16 protein-coding genes and 1 pseudogene are annotated in these 17,053 nt (G+C 67.2%); 7 read left to right on the forward strand and 10 right to left on the reverse strand.

The window, feature by feature from the left end; genetic code table 11:
* The first annotated feature begins 66 nt into the window (after positions 1–66).
* On the forward strand, positions 67–1,677 hold the full coding sequence (locus tag ACK5M9_RS15500) for a SulP family inorganic anion transporter (protein ID WP_416894032.1): 1,611 nt from the start codon (positions 67–69) through the stop codon (positions 1,675–1,677).
* Between the two features lie 34 nt (positions 1,678–1,711).
* Here the strand turns inward: ACK5M9_RS15500 and htpX are convergent, their stop codons facing one another.
* Together htpX and grcC1 are read right to left on the reverse strand one after the other, a co-directional pair.
* The gene (gene htpX / locus ACK5M9_RS15505; protein WP_416894033.1) at positions 1,712–2,575 is read right to left on the reverse strand and encodes a zinc metalloprotease HtpX; all 864 of its coding nucleotides are present in this window, start codon (positions 2,573–2,575) and stop codon (positions 1,712–1,714) included.
* Positions 2,576–2,655: 80 nt separating this feature from the next.
* Positions 2,656–3,663: a nonaprenyl/(2E,6E)-farnesyl/geranylgeranyl diphosphat synthase gene (gene grcC1, locus ACK5M9_RS15510; protein ID WP_416894034.1), complete on the reverse strand. Its 1,008-nt coding sequence runs from the start codon at positions 3,661–3,663 to the stop codon at positions 2,656–2,658.
* Positions 3,664–3,684: 21 nt separating this feature from the next.
* Here grcC1 and menJ point away from each other — a divergent pair, with 21 nt between their 5' ends.
* The 3 genes and pseudogenes from menJ (at position 3,685) to ACK5M9_RS15525 (ending at position 5,528) form a co-directional block, all read left to right on the forward strand.
* Entirely contained in the window at positions 3,685–4,914 is a 1,230-nt protein-coding gene (menJ, locus tag ACK5M9_RS15515; protein WP_416894035.1) for a menaquinone reductase, read from the forward strand.
* Positions 4,915–4,940: 26 nt separating this feature from the next.
* A pseudogene (locus ACK5M9_RS15520) lies at positions 4,941–5,066 on the forward strand (class I SAM-dependent methyltransferase); the annotation flags it as partial.
* Positions 5,067–5,192: 126 nt separating this feature from the next.
* Positions 5,193–5,528 carry a DUF732 domain-containing protein gene (locus ACK5M9_RS15525; RefSeq protein WP_416894036.1) on the forward strand — a complete coding sequence of 112 codons (336 nt, stop codon included), beginning with the start codon at positions 5,193–5,195 and terminating at the stop codon, positions 5,526–5,528.
* 76 nt (positions 5,529–5,604) lie between these two features.
* On the opposite strand, the gene ACK5M9_RS15530 is transcribed toward ACK5M9_RS15525, so the two are convergent.
* From ACK5M9_RS15530 to ACK5M9_RS15550, 5 genes are all read right to left on the reverse strand, one after another.
* Entirely contained in the window at positions 5,605–6,336 is a 732-nt protein-coding gene (locus tag ACK5M9_RS15530; protein ID WP_416894037.1) for a demethylmenaquinone methyltransferase, read from the reverse strand.
* Positions 6,337–6,346: 10 nt separating this feature from the next.
* Complete coding sequence (locus ACK5M9_RS15535) at positions 6,347–6,841, reverse strand: DUF3592 domain-containing protein (RefSeq protein ID WP_416894080.1); 495 nt, start codon at positions 6,839–6,841, stop codon at positions 6,347–6,349.
* A gap of 32 nt (positions 6,842–6,873) precedes the next feature.
* Positions 6,874–8,532, reverse strand: a complete 1,659-nt coding sequence (gene menD, locus ACK5M9_RS15540) for a 2-succinyl-5-enolpyruvyl-6-hydroxy-3-cyclohexene-1-carboxylic-acid synthase (protein ID WP_416894038.1) — start codon at positions 8,530–8,532, stop codon at positions 6,874–6,876.
* Between the two features lie 22 nt (positions 8,533–8,554).
* Positions 8,555–8,860, reverse strand: coding sequence for a hypothetical protein (locus ACK5M9_RS15545; protein WP_416894039.1), 306 nt, complete (start codon positions 8,858–8,860; stop codon positions 8,555–8,557).
* A gap of 84 nt (positions 8,861–8,944) precedes the next feature.
* A complete protein-coding gene (locus ACK5M9_RS15550; protein WP_416894040.1) occupies positions 8,945–9,550 on the reverse strand; it encodes a hypothetical protein in 606 nt (201 codons plus the stop codon).
* A gap of 350 nt (positions 9,551–9,900) precedes the next feature.
* Here ACK5M9_RS15550 and ACK5M9_RS15555 point away from each other — a divergent pair, with 350 nt between their 5' ends.
* Positions 9,901–10,917, forward strand: a complete 1,017-nt coding sequence (locus ACK5M9_RS15555) for a pyridine nucleotide-disulfide oxidoreductase (RefSeq protein WP_416894081.1) — start codon at positions 9,901–9,903, stop codon at positions 10,915–10,917.
* A 16-nt stretch (positions 10,918–10,933) separates the two neighbouring features.
* Here ACK5M9_RS15555 and ACK5M9_RS15560 read toward each other — a convergent pair whose 3' ends face one another.
* Genes ACK5M9_RS15560 through ACK5M9_RS15570 form a run of 3 tightly spaced genes read right to left on the reverse strand, consistent with a single transcriptional unit; the run spans position 10,934 to position 14,285 of the window.
* Positions 10,934–11,716, reverse strand: a complete 783-nt coding sequence (locus tag ACK5M9_RS15560) for an alpha/beta fold hydrolase (RefSeq protein ID WP_416894041.1) — start codon at positions 11,714–11,716, stop codon at positions 10,934–10,936.
* A complete protein-coding gene (locus ACK5M9_RS15565; RefSeq protein WP_416894082.1) occupies positions 11,713–12,630 on the reverse strand; it encodes an o-succinylbenzoate synthase in 918 nt (305 codons plus the stop codon). Before ACK5M9_RS15565 ends, ACK5M9_RS15560 begins: the two co-directional genes overlap by 4 nt.
* Positions 12,631–12,680: 50 nt before the next feature.
* Positions 12,681–14,285, reverse strand: a complete 1,605-nt coding sequence (locus ACK5M9_RS15570) for an amidohydrolase (RefSeq protein ID WP_416894042.1) — start codon at positions 14,283–14,285, stop codon at positions 12,681–12,683.
* A gap of 127 nt (positions 14,286–14,412) precedes the next feature.
* On the opposite strand from ACK5M9_RS15570, the gene fadD8 reads away from it, so the two are divergent.
* Positions 14,413–16,014, forward strand: a complete 1,602-nt coding sequence (fadD8, locus tag ACK5M9_RS15575; protein WP_416894043.1) for a fatty-acid--CoA ligase FadD8 — start codon at positions 14,413–14,415, stop codon at positions 16,012–16,014.
* Positions 16,015–16,074: 60 nt separating this feature from the next.
* Entirely contained in the window at positions 16,075–16,977 is a 903-nt protein-coding gene (locus ACK5M9_RS15580) for a 1,4-dihydroxy-2-naphthoyl-CoA synthase (RefSeq protein WP_416894044.1), read from the forward strand.
* The last annotated feature ends 76 nt before the right edge of the window (positions 16,978–17,053 follow it).

Below are 17,053 nucleotides of genomic sequence, written 5' to 3' on the forward strand. Positions count from 1 at the left end.
GCCAAAACTCACCGGCCGGGCACGACGCCCCGGCCTCTGACGCGCTTGACCTGACTGGAGCCTCCGATGCCGAAACTCGACCGAACCCGAACTACCCAGCACGATGGCAGCCGACGAAACGGCTTGCCCCAGGAGGATATCGACTCGACTCAATCGCGTTCGCGATCCGACGGGTGGCGATCGGCGCTGCGCCACGACCTGCCTGCCTCATTGGTCGTATTCCTGGTGGCGCTTCCGCTGTCACTGGGCATCGCGATCGCCTCGGACGCGCCGGTGCTCGCCGGGGTGATTGGCGCGATCGTCGGCGGCATCGTCGGCGGCGCACTCGGCGGGTCTCCGCTTCAGGTCAGCGGCCCCGCGGCCGGCCTCACCGTGATCGTCGCCGATCTGATTGCCGAATTCGGCTGGGGGTTAACCTGTTTCATCACGGTGGCCGCCGGTGCTATACAGGTTCTGTTGGGCCTCAGTCGTGTTGCCCGTTCCGCACTTGCGATTTCACCGGTGGTGGTGCACGCGATGCTGGCCGGTATCGGGATCACCATCGTCCTTCAGCAGGCGCATGTGCTGCTGGGCGGATCCTCGCACAGTTCGGCTTGGGAGAACGTCAGCGAGTTGCCCGCCCAGGTAGTCGGCGCTCACCGTCCCGGACTGTTCCTGGGCCTGATGGCCATCGCGATCATGGTCGCCTGGCGGAAGGCACCGGCCAAGCTGGCCGCCATTCCCGGCCCACTGCTGGGCATCGTCGTGGTCACCGTTGTCTCACTGGTATTTCCCTTCGACGTTCCGCGGATCACCCTGAACGGATCCCTCGTCGAGGCGTTGCGATTGCCGGCGATTCCGCACGGGAACTGGGGTGCGGTCATCGTCGGGATCATCACCGTCACGCTGATCACCAGCGTGCAGAGCCTGTTGACGGCCGTGGCAACCGACCGGATGCACAACGAGGCGCGCACCAACCTCGACCGTGAACTGGTGGGTCAGGGCGCGTCCAACATGGTGTCGGGCGCGATAGGCGGCCTGCCGATCGCGGGTGTGATCGTGCGTAGCGCCGCCAACATCAAGGCAGGTGCGAAAACAAGTACGTCGACGATCCTGCACGGCTTCTGGATCCTGTTGTTCGCGGTCCCGTTCGCCGGCTTGATCGAGAAGATTCCCAGCGCCGCATTGGCCGGCTTGCTCATTATCGTCGGTATTCAGCTGTTCCAGCCCGCTCACATCGAAACCGCGCTCAAAACGGGTGATCTCGGCGTCTATCTGGTGACCATCGTCACCGTCGTCTTCCTCAACCTGTTGCACGGCGTCTTGATCGGACTCGCTGTGGCGATTGCGATAACGGCTTGGCGGGTAGTCCGAGCCAGGGTGGAAGCCATTCCCCACGACGACGGATGGCTGGTAACGCTGGAAGGCGTCTGCACATTCCTCAGCCTGCCCAGGCTGACCCGAGTTCTCAGCTCGATACCCCAGGACGCCACGGTGACATTGCATATCGGTGTCAGCTACCTTGATCATGCCGCGCTGCAATCGATTACCGATTGGCTGGACCGCTACGAGAAGACCGGCGGGCGGGTGATCGTCGACGGGCTGCTCGAACACGGGCACCCGCCGCGGCGGCGCCACCCCGGCCACCTCACCGCGGAACCGGCAGTCGCGACCCGAGTTCCCCAGGTGGTCGACTGAGAAGGAAAAGAGGTAGCCGTCGGCGGCCCCGGCGTCAGCCCTGCGTCATCGCCTCCAGCCGGCGAATACGGTCTTCTATCGGCGGATGCGTCGCGAACATCGATCCGATCCGGTCACCGGCACGGACCGGGTTGGCGATCATCAGATGTGCCTGGCTGACCAGCTGAGGCTCCGGGGGCAACGGCGCCATCCGCACCCCACCGGAGATCTTGCGCAATGCCGAGGCCAGTGCCAGCGGGTCACCGGTCAGCACCGCACCCGATTCGTCGGCCTGGTACTCCCGTGAGCGGGACACCGCCATCCGAACCACGGTTGCGGCGATCGGACCTAGCAGCGAAACCAATAGCATGGCAAAGGGATTGGTCCCCTGGTTCCGGTTGCCGCCGGCCGCCCCTAACCACATCGCCATGTTGGCCAGGGAGGTGACGACCGAAGCCAGCGCACCGGCCACGCACGAGATCAGGATGTCGCGGTTGTAGACGTGGGACAGCTCGTGACCCAAAACGGCGCGCAACTCACGTTCGTTGAGGATCTGCAGGATGCCGGTGGTGCAGCAGACCGCGGCGTTGCGCGGGTTGCGACCGGTGGCAAACGCGTTGGGCGCATCGGTGCCGCTGACATAGAGCCTCGGCATGGGCTGATGGGCCGCGGTGGCCAGTTCCCGAACGGCTCGGTACATCGTCGGTTCCTGCAACTCGGAAACCTGCTGTGCGTGCATGGCCCGCAGGGCCAGCTTGTCACTGTTGAAGTAGGTGTAGACGTTCATCCCCACGGCGAATATGGTCGCCATGATCAGCGTCGTCCGGCCGAACAACGCGCCGATGAACACGATCATCGCCGACATTCCGGTCAACAGCAGGAACGTCTTAAACCTGTTCGAATTCGGGTGCCAGGTCATGGGCGCACGTCCTCCTGAACTTGTTCTGGTTGCTGTTGGGTAACGACTAAGACAACTCTGGAGTTCCACCCCCGCCGGAGTCAACCGTGCCGGCGCACGGTGTAGTCCACCAACGCCTGCAGAGCGTTGCGGCCCGGCCCGTCGGGCAGTAGGTTCACCTCGTCGTGGGCCCGCGCAGCGTACCGCGCCAGGGTCTCCTTGGCCCTGATCAAGCCCCGTGATGCGCGCAGCAGAGTCAGCGCCTCCAGGACCAACGCATCGTCGTGAAGTGGACCGGCCAGTAGCTCGCGCAGACGCACTGCGTCGGATCCGTTCTCCCGTAGGGCGTAGAGCATCGGCAGCGTGTGCACGCCTTCACGCAGGTCGGTGCCCGGGACTTTTCCCGACTCGTCGGAGTCGCTGTCGATATCGATGATGTCGTCGGCGATCTGAAAGGCCGTGCCGACCACGGCTCCGAGCCGGCTCAGCCGGTCGACCTGCTCGGCGCCGGCTCCGGAGAACATCGCCCCGAAACGGCCGGCGGCCCCGATCAAGCTGCCCGTCTTCTCGTGAACAACCGTGAGGTACTGCTCGATGCCGTCGACTCCCTCGGGGACACCCTGGGTTTCGCGCATCTGGCCGGTGACGAGTTCGGCGAACGTCTCGGCGACTATCCGCACCGCCCCCGGCCCCAGCCGCGACACCAGCCGCGAGGATGTCGCCAACAGATAGTCACCGGCGAGGATCGCAACATTGTTGCCCCAGCGGGCATTCACACTGGGGGCACCGCGGCGGACGTCCGCCTCGTCCATCACGTCGTCGTGGTACAGCGTCGCGAGGTGGATAAGTTCGACGATCGCGCCGGCCAGCGTGACGTCGGGGTTGACCGGGTTCGGCCCGGTATGGGCGGCGAGCACCGTGAACAGCGGACGGAACCGTTTTCCGCCCGCCTTGAACAGGTGCAGCAGCGATTCGGTCATCACCTCATCGGAGCCGCGCAGTTCGGCCTCCATGAGCTCTTCGACCCGGGCGACGCCCTGGCGCACGGTGGCGGCGAACTCGGCGTCGCCGAAGTCCACACCCGCCACCACGCTCGCCGGAGTCCCCATTGAACCAACATACTGGGGAGCGTGAATACCGCAGACTTCCAGGCCGACGTGGTGGTGGTGGGCGCCGGTCCGGCGGGGTCGGCGGCCGCGGCCTGGGCCGCGCGGGCGGGCCGGGACGTACTCGTCATCGATTCGGCGGAGTTTCCCCGCGACAAGGCCTGCGGAGACGGGCTCACGCCACGCGCGATCGCTGAACTGAAGCTGCTCGGCCTCGGCGAATGGCTGGCCGGCCGCATCGAGCACCGCGGCCTGCGGATGAGTGGATTCGGCAACGAAGTCGAGGTCGAGTGGCCCGGCCCGTCGTTCCCTTCGCACAGCAGCGCGGTGGCCCGCCTCGAACTCGACGACCGGATCCGCCAGGTGGCGCAGGACTGCGGGGCGCGCATGCTGCTGGGATCCAAAGTTGTCGATGCACATCACGATTCGTCGAGACGCGTGGTGTCGCTGACGCTGGCCGACGGGACCGAGGTTGGCTGCCGCGCGCTGATCGTCGCCGACGGAGCGCGCTCCCCGGTGGGTCGCAAGCTGGGGCGCCGCTGGCATCAGGACACCGTGTACGGGGTAGCGGCCCGCGGCTACCTGACCACGCCGCGCGGCGACGAGCCGTGGCTGACATCGCACCTGGAGCTGCGCTCCCCGGACGGCGCCGTGCTGCCGGGCTACGGCTGGATCTTCCCGCTGGGCAACGGCGAGGTGAACATCGGCGTCGGAGCGTTGTCGACGACCAAGAGACCCGCCGACCTGGCGCTGCGGCCGTTGATCTCGTACTACACCGACCTGCGTCGCGACGAGTGGGGGTTCCGCGGGGCGCCGCGGTCGGTGGCTTCGGCGCTATTGCCGATGGGCGGCGCCGTGTCGGGTGTGGCCGGACCGAACTGGGTGCTGGTCGGCGACGCCGCGGCCTGCGTCAACCCGCTCAACGGCGAGGGTATCGACTACGGCCTGGAAACCGGGCGGCTGGCCGCCGAGATGCTGGATTCCGCCGATCTGTCGCAGCCGTGGCCGGCGCTGCTGACCGACCACTACGCGCGGGGCTTCTCGGTTGCCCGCCGGCTCGCGCTGCTGTTGACGTTCCAACGGTTCCTGCCGGCGACCGGACCGGTCGCGATGCGTTCGTCCGCGGTGATGCGCATTGCCGTGCGGGTGATGGCCAACCTGGTCACCGACGACGACGCGGATTGGGTGGCGCGGGCGTGGCGCAACGGCGGGCGGGCATCGCGGCGGATCGACCGGCGGCCGCCGTTCAGCTGAACACCATCTCATTGGACGCTTCACCGACGGCCGTCGACAGCACCTTGTTTCACTCCATGCCGGTCGAGTTGCGCGAGGGCTATCAGCGTTCCATCGTGCGGTCAGCGGCGCCGGGGGCATCGTATTTCGTGCTGGTGTTCGACCGGGATGCCCGGCTTCATCGCTCGTGACGAGGGCGGAGGCCGCAGATCCGTCGGGGCGTGCCTGTTGTCAGCGCATCCGGGCTGATCGCCGGGCAAGGGTCCCAGCGCGAAGCAGCCAGGTGTATAGTTCAGCTAATGAACGCAAAGAGGCTGGTGGCGGCGACCGCACTGACGGGAGCCGGCATCGCGCTGGCGGCCCCGGCGCAGGCCGATGACTACGACGCCCCGTTCAACACCCAGCTGCACACCTACGGCATTTACGGCCCCCAGGACTACAACGCCTGGCTGGGCAAGATCAGCTGTCAACGAATCGACCGGGGCGTGGACACCACGGCCTACAACTCGGCCACCTTCCTGCAACGGAATCTGCCGCTGGGCACCACCCAGGGGCAGTCATTCCAGTTCCTCGGTGCCGCAATCGACCACTACTGCCCGGAGAACCTGGACTTCCTGCGGCGCGCCGGCATCTGAGCCGAGCGCTCAGCGCAACGTTTTGCTCGCGAGCGTAGCGCCATGGCGAAATCCGGAGCGCGAAATCGCAGTCCCGTTACGCTCGCGAACGATTCGCAGCCTCACCCACCACATCGCCCGATCCCTGCTGGACACCGGTGTGCAATGCGACGATGCCGCCGCTGAGATTGCGCCACCGCACCGCCGACCACCCGGCCCGGGAGATCTCATTCGCCAACGCGGCCTGGTCGGGCCAGGCCCTGATCGACTCGGCAAGATAGACGTAGGCTTCGGCGTTGCTGGACACCGCTTGCGCCACCCGCGGCAGTGCCCGCATCAGGTATTCCTTGTAGGCGGTGGCGAACAACGCGTTTGTGGGAGTGGAGAATTCGCACACCACAAGCCGGCCACCGGGCCGGGTGACGCGGGCCATATCGCGCAGTGCGCCGGGGAAGTCGACCACGTTGCGCAGCCCGAAGCTGATGGTGACCGCGTCGAACACCGCGTCGGCGAACGGCAGCCGGGTGGCATCCCCGGCGACTTTGGGCACCTGGCGGGCGCCGCCCGCGGCCAGCATCCCGACCGAGAAATCGGCCGCCACACACCACGCCCCGGATTTGGCCAACTCCACCGTCGACACCGCGGTGCCGGCGGCCAGGTCCAGCACCTTCTGACCGGGGCCCATCCGCACCGCGGTTCGGGTGGCACGGCGCCAACGCCGGTCCTGACCGAAGGACAGCACGGTGTTGGTGAGGTCGTAGCGGCGAGCGACACCGTCGAACATCGATGCGACGGCCCTGGGATCCTTGTCGAGGTCGGCGCGGCTCATCGGGCAAACGCTACCCGCCGCCGGGGTTGTCCGCGCGCCTGTTCAACCGCCTGTCCAGGACGGCGAGTCCGGCCAGCACGGCTGCCGCCACCACCCAGGCCACCACGGCGATGGACCCGGCGGGGATGATCGCCAGCTTCGCGCTGCGGTGCCGGACCCGGACCAGGTTCGGATCTTTCTTGTTGTATTCGACGTAGATCCGCATGCCCGTTGCCAATTCGGACGGATAGAGCACACCGAGCTCCGGGCGGTAGGTGATGCGATCGGGGGTGACGAACTCGATGGTCGACCGGCGAGGGCCCGCACTGAGCACCTCGGCCTGCGCGACCCCCATATTGCGCTGGATCGCCAGATCGTTGCGCCAGGCCCCGGCCACCAGCAGTACCGACTGAAACGTCACCAGAATCGCGACGATCAACACCGCGATCCGAACCCATCGGACCGCGACCCTGGGACCGGTATCGGGGAGTTCTTCGCTGGTTCCATGGATCAGTACGCGCGACACCGTTTTCAGCGGTCCGGCGACGGACGGAAGTCTCACAGGGCCGTCCTGATCGCCGCGTGCAGCCGGCGCAGTGACGACCGATCGGCCTTGACCTCCAACACCCGCACGCCACTGGCGGGTTCGGCCAGTGCGCGCGACAACTCGCCGACTTCGATCTGCCGGCTGTCCACGTGGTAGGCGCGGCAGAGCGCACCGACATCCACATCGTGCGGGGTGCCGAAGATCCGCGCGGAGACATCGGCGAACCGCGGATCACCCTGTTCGAGCAACTCGAAGATCCCGCCGCCGTTGTCGTTGGAGACCACGATCCTCAGATCGCCCGGCGCGGGCTCGGTGGGTCCTATCAGCAGACCGGAGCTGTCGTGGAGGAACGTCAGATCCCCGAGGAGCGCAATTGTTCGAGCGGGTTCGTCCCGGGCGGCGGCGACCTCGTGCGCGAGCGCCGCGCCGATGGCGGTGGATACCGTGCCGTCGATACCGGCGACCCCCCGGTTGGACAGCACTCGGATGCCCCGCGGGTTCAGGCCGACAAGAGCCATGTCGCGCACCGGGTTTGACGCCCCGAGGATCAACTGGTCACCCGGCCGCAGCGCGTCGGCGACGGCGGCGGCGACATGCAGACCGGTGGTCAACGGGTGTTCGGCGAGTTGACCGTGCACCGCCGCGAGCGCCTGTCGGTCCGCCGCCGAGCACCGGTGCAACCATGCCGGGTCGGGTGCGCCGGTCGTCACCGCCCTGGTCCCGGTGGCCTGCGAGTTGCCCGAGACATCGGGCCAGCGCGGCCCCGTCGTCAACGCATATACCGGAACTCCCGGGTCGGCGAGCAGCGCGGCCACCGGACGGTGCAATGTCGGCCGGCCCAGCATGATCACCTGCCGCGGTCGCAGCTTCGTCAACGCCAGTGGATGCAGCGGGTTGCCGCCGGCGGGCGGACACTGCGCGGTCGGCTCGGCCACCGTCGGCAGCTGCGCCAGGTTGGGGTGGCTGCCCGCTCCGTGCCCGGCGATGACGACGGTGTCGGCGGAGATATCGATGTCCAGCGGTTGGTCGAAGGTGACCGGCGGCGTGTACGTCCACGGCTTGCCGTCGGCCCGACCCTGCGGAACCGCCTCACCGCAGGGCTCCGGGTCGGGCACCAGGGGCTCTCGCAGCGGGATGTCGAAGTGCACCGGCCCGGCGTTGGCGCTGCGAGAACCCGTGGCGGCCACCAATACTCGACAGGTGGCCGACCGCCAGATCGCGTTGAGCTCGGCAAGTCGTTCCGGTGCATCCTCGGCCAGTCCGAGGCTGATGCTGGCACGCACCTGGGTGCCGAAGTACCCCAGTTGCTCCATCGTCTGGTTGGCCCCGGTGCCCAGCAACTCATACGGACGGTTTGCCGACAAGACGATCAGCGGAACCCGGGCATAGTTGGCCTCCACCACCGCCGGACCCAGATTGGCGACCGCGGTGCCGGACGTCATCGCGATACACACCGGCGCATCCGCACCCACCGCCAGGCCGATCGCCAGGTAGCCGGCGGTGCGCTCGTCGATGCGAACGTGCAATCGGATCCGGCCGGTGGCGTCGGCGTCCCGCAAGGCGAAAGCCAAGGGTGCGTTGCGCGAACCCGGGCACAGCACGACATCGCGCACACCCCCGCGAATCAACTCGTCAACGACGACGCGAGCTTGTGTCGTCGACGGATTCACCCCTACAGGGTGTCACAACCGGCTAGCCCTTTTCGGCCGCTTCCCGCGACGGTGGGGTCTTGACGAGACTGATCTTGTCCCGGCGAATAGCGGTCTCGATTCTGCCCTGGATATCCCGCAGCGCCGAAAGAACATCCCCGCGCACCTGCGCGATCTCTTCGGTCAGACGTGTCCGTTCCGTCTGCACCCCGGAAGCATCCTGGCGAAGCTGCCGGACTCGTCCTTCAAGGGATTCGATCTCCCCGTGAAGGCGCTCGACGTAGTCGATTACCTGATCGCGATTGAAGCCGCGCACTTGCACCTGAAAATCAGGGAATTCCGTTGACATCCGCATTTCCGTATTCCCGACGAGTTACGTTACGTCGTCCAAAGGGCGGCCGGTCACACTGTTCTCCTACCGCCGACTTCATTACTACCCGACGCCACCGAGCTCTCCATGAGTAACGTCATCGTCCTCATCCGAGTGCGCGCCATCAGGGGAGTCGGAATCCGAGGGCGGCGCCAGCACGGAAACAGACCCGATCTGGCCAGGCGGATCCAGTTGCTGCTCCAACGAATAGAATTTGTCGTAGAAGTGCTTCAGCTGGGCATTGATTCTGTCACGCACCTGAACCAGATCATTCAAGTTCTCTCGTGCCGCCGCGCACTGCGCCTCGGTATCCCTTTTGACCTGCGCCAAAATCTCTTCCGCCTGGCTGGTGGCCGAGGCTACCCGCGCCGCGGCATCGCGCGAGGCCTGCTCCAGCTGCCGGTTGATATCCGACCGGGACTGCTTGCTCCGGTTCTCCATCTCGACCCGCAGGTTCACCGCCTGTTGACGTTCGATCTTCGCTTCGTCGAGAAGTTCGACTGCCCGCTCCTCGGCGTCGCCTCGCACGGTCTCGGCATACCGATGCGCCTCGGCTCGAATCTCCTCGGCTTCCACCGTCGCGGCGTTCAGAATTCCGGAAAGCCGGTGTTCCATATCGCCGATGTCGGCGGGGATGCTCCCGGCCATCTCCACAAATCGCGCGGACATCGATTCCAGCTCGGCCTGGGACCTTCCCAGCTCGTCGCGGAGCTCCCCGATGCGTGAATCACCCCCGGCCACCCCGAAGAGATCGCCAATAGGCTAATCCAGCCGGTCAGCCCACCGAGAGGGCTGCCCTATGCCGTACCTCGGGACAATGCGTCTCCGAATACCCTCATGCAACTCCTCCGCTGCCACGGTGCACAGAGTAGCCGATCAGCACCGGGATTGATGCAGGCGGCAAGCTTATTTAGTGAGTCTAGGTACAACTTCATCTCGACGGCGCGGCCCAGATCTGTGCACTGGCAATCCCGGGCGCGATGGACTAGATAGGAACGATGACATCCCGCACATGGACGGTGATCGGCGCCGGACCCGCCGGCATAGCCGCCGTCGGCCGGCTGCTCGACCAGCAGATCGCACCCGATGAGATCGCCTGGATCGATCCGGCATTCGCCGGCGGCGACCTGGGTCGGCTGTGGGGAGCGGTCTCCAGCAACACCATTGCCGGGACGTTCCTGGAATACCTCAACGGATCCCCGTCCTTCCGATTCTCCGAGGCGCCCCCGCTGCCGCTGGGCGAGGTCGACCCGAATCAGACCTGCGCCCTGGGGTTGGTGACCGATCCGCTGCTGTGGATCACCGGACATCTGCGCGAGCGGGTCGCCGTGTTCGAAACGACCGCGACTGCCCTGCGCCTGAAAGGGCGCAAGTGGCACATCGACACCGAGAGCGGCGAAATCCTCTCGGAGAACGTCATTCTCGCCGTCGGCGCGGTACCCAGGAAGCTCGACTATCCCGAGCTGGACGAGATTCCACTGGAAGTGGCGCTCGACCCGGGACGCCTGACCGAGGAATCACTCCACGGCGCGACGGTCGCTGTCTTCGGATCCTCGCACTCGTCGATGATCGTGCTGCCGAACCTGCTCGCACACCCGGTGGAGCGAGTAATCAACTTCTACCGGGGGCCATTGAAATACGCTGTCTATCTGGATGATTGGATCCTGTTCGACGACACCGGACTCAAAGGCCGCGCGGCAGACTGGGCCCGGGAGAACATCGACGGGGCGCTTCCGGACCGCCTGGAGCGGCACTCAGTCGGCGATGCCGGATACGAAGAAAAGCTCCGCGAGTGCGACCGCGTTGTCTACACCGTCGGCTTCGAGCGCAGAGCCCTGCCCGCGACTCCGCAGTGGGGCCCGCTGGACTACAACCCGCAGAACGGGATCATCGCGCCGGGACTGTTCGGGCTGGGTATCGCGTTTCCCGAATACGCCGAGGATCCCTACGGCTACGGGCAATACCGGGTCGGGCTAAAGAAATTCATGGATCACCTCGACGCCGTCCTGCCACTGTGGCGTGCCTACCACACATAGTCGGCGTGGCCTGCGGCTAGACCCCGCCGAAGAACTTCAGCAGCGCCGCGTTGACGGCCTCCGGCCGCTCCAGGAACCCCAGGTGCCCGGCATCGGGAATCTGCAGGTAGCGCCCGCTCGGCAGTGCGTCGGCGACCTCGCGCCCCAGGTAGGGAGGTGTCACCACGTCGTCGGAGAAACCGATCACCAGCACCGGCGCGGCAATGTTCCGGTAGGCGGACAAGCGGTTTTCCTGCGGCGCGATGTCCAGCTGAGTGCGAAAACCCGGCGTGAGTCTGGTCGGCCACATGCTGAACATGGCGATCCAGTCCTCGACTGCTGTGTCGTTGTTCAGTGTTTTGCGCGAAAAATTCTCCAGCAAACGGCTTTTCGCAACGTAACTGGGCGGCAACTCCACATCTGCCGCACCGAGGTCCGCCTCGGCCTGGTGAAAGAACTGCCGGCAGCGGTCCAACCGGCCTCTGGTGGCCATCAGGACCGCAGAGCTGACCAGCTCGGAACGCACCACCATGAGCTCCTGGGCGATGAACGCCCCCATCGACACCCCGACCAGCCGGACCGGGCCCAGGTCCAGCGATTCGATCAGCTCCGCGGTGTCGGCGACCATGGTTTGCGTGGTGAAGCCTTCGGCGTTCTCGGTGGCGCCGATCCCCCGATTGTCAAACGTGACGCATCGATATCCGGCCGCCAGGAATGCCGGAACCTGGTGCAAATGCCAGGTACGGCCCGCTCCACCGCGTCCGGCGATGAAGACGACCGGTTCGCCGGTCCCCTTGTCGTCGTAAGCCAGGTTGGTCACTCGAACGACCGTACAACCAGCGGGTAGCAGACCTCGACCCGGTCGATCCACCATTGCCGCCGGTGTTGCGCGGCGCTCAGTGCCCGCAACCGCGCGGGATCCGGTGCTCGCGACCCGACCCGCAGAAATCCGTCGACGGGAGCCGGGGAGTCGGCGACGTCGTCGACGAACAACCTTCCCGTGCCCAGTCCGCACGCGTGCCGCAACTGCGGCAGGGCCGCGGCGGCGAGCAGCCCGCGGCCGATACCCACCGCCGAATCGAGCGCACTGGAGACCACGATGGGGACGTCGAATTGCCGGGCGATCTCCAGGAACCTCGAAATCCCACCCAGCGGAGCAACCTTGAGTACGGCGATATCGGCTGCGCGGGCACGCACCACGGCCAGCGGATCCTCGGCTTTGCGAATACTCTCGTCGGCCGCGACCGGCACGTCCACCCGCCGGCGCAGTTCGGCCAGTTCCCCGACGGTGGCGCAGGGCTGTTCCAGATACTCCAGCGGGCCACCCCCCGTCAGCGCCCGAGCGGCCTCGACGGCCTGGCGCACCGTCCACCCGCCATTGGCGTCCACCCGCACCGTCGGAACCAGTTTGCGCACAGCCTCGACGCGATCGACGTCCTCGGTCAAGGTCTGCCCCGGTTCGGCCACCTTCACCTTGGCGGTCCGGGCACCCGGAAAGCGGGCCAGCACGTCGGGCACCCGGGACGCGCTGACCGCCGGCACCGTGGCATTGACCGGGATGCGGTCGCGCAGCATCGGTGGCGGCTTCCGGTAGGCGGCCTCGACGGCCGCGGCCAGCCAGTGCGCGGCCTCGGCGGGGCCATATTCGACGAACGCACCGAACTCGCCCCACCCGGCCGGGCCCTCGATCAAGGCGAGTTCCCGGGTGGTGATGCCGCGGAACGGGACCCGCATCGGCAGCGCGACGACGTGCAGGCGGTCCAGTAGGTCCGATAGTGCCGGTATCACTGCCGGTAGACCCGGCGGCCTGCCAGATAGGTGGCCCGCACCTGCAGATCGGCGATCCGCTCTGGCGCCACGGTGCGCGGATCGGCGGACAGCACCACGAGGTCCGCGTATTTGCCGACCTCGATCGAGCCGACGATGTCATCGGCGAACAGCTGCCACGCCGCGTCGATGGTCTGGGCGCGGATCGCCTGCTCGACGGTGAGGCGCTCGTCGGGGGCGAGCACCCGCCCGCTGGGCGCCACCCGGGTGGCGGCGACACTGATATTGCGCAGTGGTTCCTCGGGGGTGACCGGCGGGTCGTTGTGCAGCGATATGCGCATGCCCGCGGCGACTGCCGAACCGGCCGGCATCCACCGGGATCCGTGCTTCGGCCCGAACAGCCCGTCGACGATCACGTCGCCCCAGTAGTGGATCTGGTCGACGAAGATGCTGCAGGTGACCCCGAGCGCGGCGGCACGCTGCAACTGCTCGGGCCGGATAGCGCCCACGTGTTCGAGTCGCAGCCGATGGTCGGGGCGCGGATTGCGTTGCAGCGCTTGTTCGTACACGTCGAGAATGGTGTCCACACCTTCGTCGCCGTGCACGTGGCAGGCCATCTGCCAGCCCAGTGGCAGGTAGGCCCCGACGATCTCGATCAGCTGCTCGCGGGTGTAATTCGCGCATCCGCAGGAGCCGGGGGTGATTCCCGCGGAGCGGGTGGCCTCGGTGTCCAGGTAGGGAAACGACAGCGCGATGTTGCCGATCCAGGGTGAGCCGTCCACCCAGATCTTGATGCCGACCTGACGCACGATGTCGTCGCCCTGCCCGGGTGTCGCATCGGTGGACATCGCGGCGGTGGACATCTCGTACAGGCGCAACCGCACCGTCAGGTCGTCGCGCACCGCCGCCAGCAGGGGGGTGAACTTCGGGTCGAACGCCATCTCCGAGCAGGTGGTCAACCCGGCCCGGTTCAGCCGGGCGCACTCGGTGCGCAGCATCTCCGGGTAGCCGCCGGGGGAAATTGCACCTGACAGCAGCGGGAACACCGCGGCGGTCTCCTCGGCGGTGCCGTCGAGTTCGCCGTCGGCGGCGCGGCCGTACCTGGCGCCCTTGGGATCGGGTGTGTCGCGAGTCAGTCCGTTGAGGGCCGCCGCGCGCGAGTTGAAGTAGGCCTTGTGGCCGGAGTTGTGGATGATCACCAGCGGGCCGTCGGGAGCGATGCCGTCGAGCCAAGCCAGGGTCGGATCCGGCAAACCGGCCTGCAGCAGCGCATCCCAGCCGTTGAGGTAGGCCCCGTCGGGTCCGCGGTGGGCGGCCTCACGGCGGATCGCGTCGACGACGTCGTCGGGATCGGCGATGGTGACCGGGCGGATGTCGACGATCCGGTCTGACAGCGCGACGGCCTCCATCAACGGATGACCGTGCGCCTCGACGAATCCGGGCAGTACGCACCCGTCACCGACGTCGATGGTCTCGGTGCCCGCACCCACGTATCCGGCCACCTCGGCCCGCTCCCCTACCGCGACGATGCGGCCGTCGGCGATGGCGATCGCTTCGGCGGTGGGTCTGGCTTCGTCGACGGTGAGTACGGTTCCGGTGATGACGACGTCCGCAACGGCCATAGCCGGTAATCCTAAGGCGTGACCGCCCGCACCGGTGCCCGGCCAGCCAGAACTGCAACACGTTCTACTCTGGGAGGTATGAACCCCACCGACGACGAAGCGGACCGAGGCGATGAGGTGGGGCGCCATGAGTGACCACCTGCTGCGCAACCCGACCCACAACGGCCATCTACTGGCGGGCGCGCTCAAACGGCACCGGGACCGGCCGGTGCTGTTCCTCGGCGACACCACGCTGACCGGCGGACAACTGGCCGAGCGGATCAGCCAGTACGTCCAGGCCTTCGAGACACTCGGCGCCGGATCCGGAACGACCGTCGGGCTGCTGTCGCTCAACCGCCCCGAGGTGCTGATGATCCTGGGCGCCAGCCAGATCCGGGGCTACCGGCGCACCGCCCTGCACCCGCTCGGCTCGCTGGACGACCACGCCTACGTACTCACCGACGCCGGCGCCACTGCGCTGATCATCGACCCCAACCCGATGTTCGTCGAGCGTGCGATCGGGCTGCTGGACAAGGTACCGTCACTGGAGAGGATCCTGACCATCGGCCCGGTGCCCGGCAATCTGGCTGACGTGGCCGTCGACCTGTCCGCGGAGGCCGCCACATACCAGCCGAAACCGTTGAACGTCGCCGACCTGCCGCCGGACCACATCGGCGGCCTGACCTACACCGGCGGCACCACCGGCAAGCCCAAGGGCGTGATAGGCACCACCGGCAACATCGCCGCCATGACGGCGATCCAGCTCGCCGAATGGGAATGGCCGCAGCACCCGCGATTCCTGATGTGCACGCCACTGTCGCATGCCGGCGCCGCATTCTTCACTCCCACCGTGGTCAAGGGCGGGGAGATGGTGGTGCTGGCCAAGTTCGGTCCCGCCGAGGTCCTCAAGGTGATCGAGGAGCGGCGCATCACCGCGACCATGCTGGTGCCGTCGATGCTGTACGCGCTGATGGATCACCCCGACTCGCACACCAGGGACCTGTCATCGCTGGAAACGGTGTATTACGGCGCCTCGGCGATCAATCCGGTCCGGCTGGCCGAGGCGATCCGGCGGTTCGGCCCGATCTTCGCCCAGTACTACGGCCAGTCCGAGGCTCCGATGGCGATCACCTACCTGGCCAAGGACGACCACGACGAGAAGCGGCTGACGTCGTGCGGACGTCCGACTCTGTTCGCGCGGGTGGCGCTGCTGGGCGAGGACGGCAATCCGGTGCCGCGGGGTGAGCCCGGTGAAATCTGCGTCAGCGGACCACTTCTGGCCGGCGGGTACTGGAACCTGCCCGAGGCCACCGCCGAGACGTTTGCAGACGGGTGGATGCACACCGGTGACATGGCCCGCGAAGACGAGGACGGCTTCTACTTCATCGTCGACCGGGTCAAGGACATGATCGTCACCGGCGGCTTCAACGTATTCCCGCGCGAAGTCGAGGACGTCATTGCCGAGCACACCGCGGTGGCGCAGGTGTGTGTGGTGGGCACACCCGACGAGAAGTGGGGCGAGGCCGTCACCGCCGTGGTCGTACTGCGGGCCGAAGCGGCCCGCGACGACGCCGCGATCGAGACGATGACCGCCGAGATTCAAGCCGCCGTCAAGGACCGCAAGGGATCGGTACAGTCGCCCAAACGGGTTGTCGTAGTCGATGCGTTGCCGCTGACCGCGTTGGGCAAACCGGACAAGAAGGCCGTCCGCGCCCGGTTCTGGGAGGGTTCGGGGCGTGCCGTGGGCTGATCCGCGCGGGCCCGCACACAATCGATTCAGGGCGCGGACGCGGGACGGAGGTCGCCGGCCATGAGTGACAATCCATTCAACGCCGCCGCCTGGCAGACGGTCGACGGCTTCGAGGACCTGACCGACATCACCTACCACCGCCATGTGGCGGACGCGACGGTGCGGGTGGCCTTCGACCGTCCCGAAGTCCGCAACGCGTTCCGGCCGCACACCGTCGACGAGCTGTACCGGGTCCTCGACCACGCCCGGATGTCACCGCGGGTCGGTGTGGTGCTGCTGACCGGTAACGGGCCGTCGCCCAAAGACGGCGGCTGGGCGTTCTGCTCCGGAGGTGACCAGCGCATCCGCGGCCGCTCCGGATACCAGTACGCCAGCGGTGAGACCGCCGACACCGTCGACCCCGCACGCGCTGGCCGACTGCACATCCTCGAAGTGCAGCGGCTGATCCGGTTCATGCCCAAGGTAGTGATCTGCCTGGTCAACGGGTGGGCGGCCGGTGGCGGGCACAGCCTGCACGCGGTGTGCGACCTCACCCTGGCCAGCCGCCAGCACGCCCGATTCAAGCAGACCGACGCCGACGTCGGCAGCTTCGACGGCGGCTACGGCAGCGCGTACCTGGCGCGCCAGGTGGGCCAGAAGTTCGCCCGCGAGATCTTCTTTCTCGGCCGGCCCTACACCGCCGAGCAGATGCACCGGATGGGCGCGGTGAACGAGGTGGTCGACCACGCCGAGTTGGAGGCGGTCGGGGTGCGGTGGGCCGCCGAGATCAACGCCAAGTCGCCGCAGGCGCAGCGGATGCTGAAGTTCGCCTTCAACCTGCTCGACGACGGCCTGGTGGGCCAGCAGCTGTTCGCCGGCGAGGCCACCCGGCTGGCATACATGACCGACGAGGCCGTCGAGGGCCGGGATGCGTTCCTGCAGAAACGCCCCCCGGACTGGACCCCCTTCCCCCGGTACTTCTGACTCTCTGGCCCAGGTCCCGGCCTGGGCCCCGGCCCCCCGCCAAGCTTCCCCGCTCCCCCGCCCCCCGCCCCCCGCC

It is taken from the genome of Mycobacterium sp., assembly GCF_047975165.1.
GTDB lineage: Bacteria > Actinomycetota > Actinomycetes > Mycobacteriales > Mycobacteriaceae > Mycobacterium.

Coding starts and splice junctions, on each gene's coding strand:
- ACK5M9_RS15545 (WP_416894039.1), bottom strand. CDS start 8,860: ATGTCAACGGAATTCCCTGATTTTCAGGTGCAAGTGCGCGGCTTCAAT.
- ACK5M9_RS15570 (WP_416894042.1), bottom strand. CDS start 14,285: ATGGCCGTTGCGGACGTCGTCATCACCGGAACCGTACTCACCGTCGAC.
- ACK5M9_RS15500 (WP_416894032.1), top strand. CDS start 67: ATGCCGAAACTCGACCGAACCCGAACTACCCAGCACGATGGCAGCCGA.
- grcC1 (WP_416894034.1), bottom strand. CDS start 3,663: ATGGGGACTCCGGCGAGCGTGGTGGCGGGTGTGGACTTCGGCGACGCC.
- ACK5M9_RS15525 (WP_416894036.1), top strand. CDS start 5,193: ATGAACGCAAAGAGGCTGGTGGCGGCGACCGCACTGACGGGAGCCGGC.
- fadD8 (WP_416894043.1), top strand. CDS start 14,413: ATGAGTGACCACCTGCTGCGCAACCCGACCCACAACGGCCATCTACTG.
- htpX (WP_416894033.1), bottom strand. CDS start 2,575: ATGACCTGGCACCCGAATTCGAACAGGTTTAAGACGTTCCTGCTGTTG.
- ACK5M9_RS15565 (WP_416894082.1), bottom strand. CDS start 12,630: ATGCGGGTCCCGTTCCGCGGCATCACCACCCGGGAACTCGCCTTGATC.
- ACK5M9_RS15530 (WP_416894037.1), bottom strand. CDS start 6,336: ATGAGCCGCGCCGACCTCGACAAGGATCCCAGGGCCGTCGCATCGATG.
- ACK5M9_RS15580 (WP_416894044.1), top strand. CDS start 16,075: ATGAGTGACAATCCATTCAACGCCGCCGCCTGGCAGACGGTCGACGGC.
- ACK5M9_RS15550 (WP_416894040.1), bottom strand. CDS start 9,550: ATGTCCGCGCGATTTGTGGAGATGGCCGGGAGCATCCCCGCCGACATC.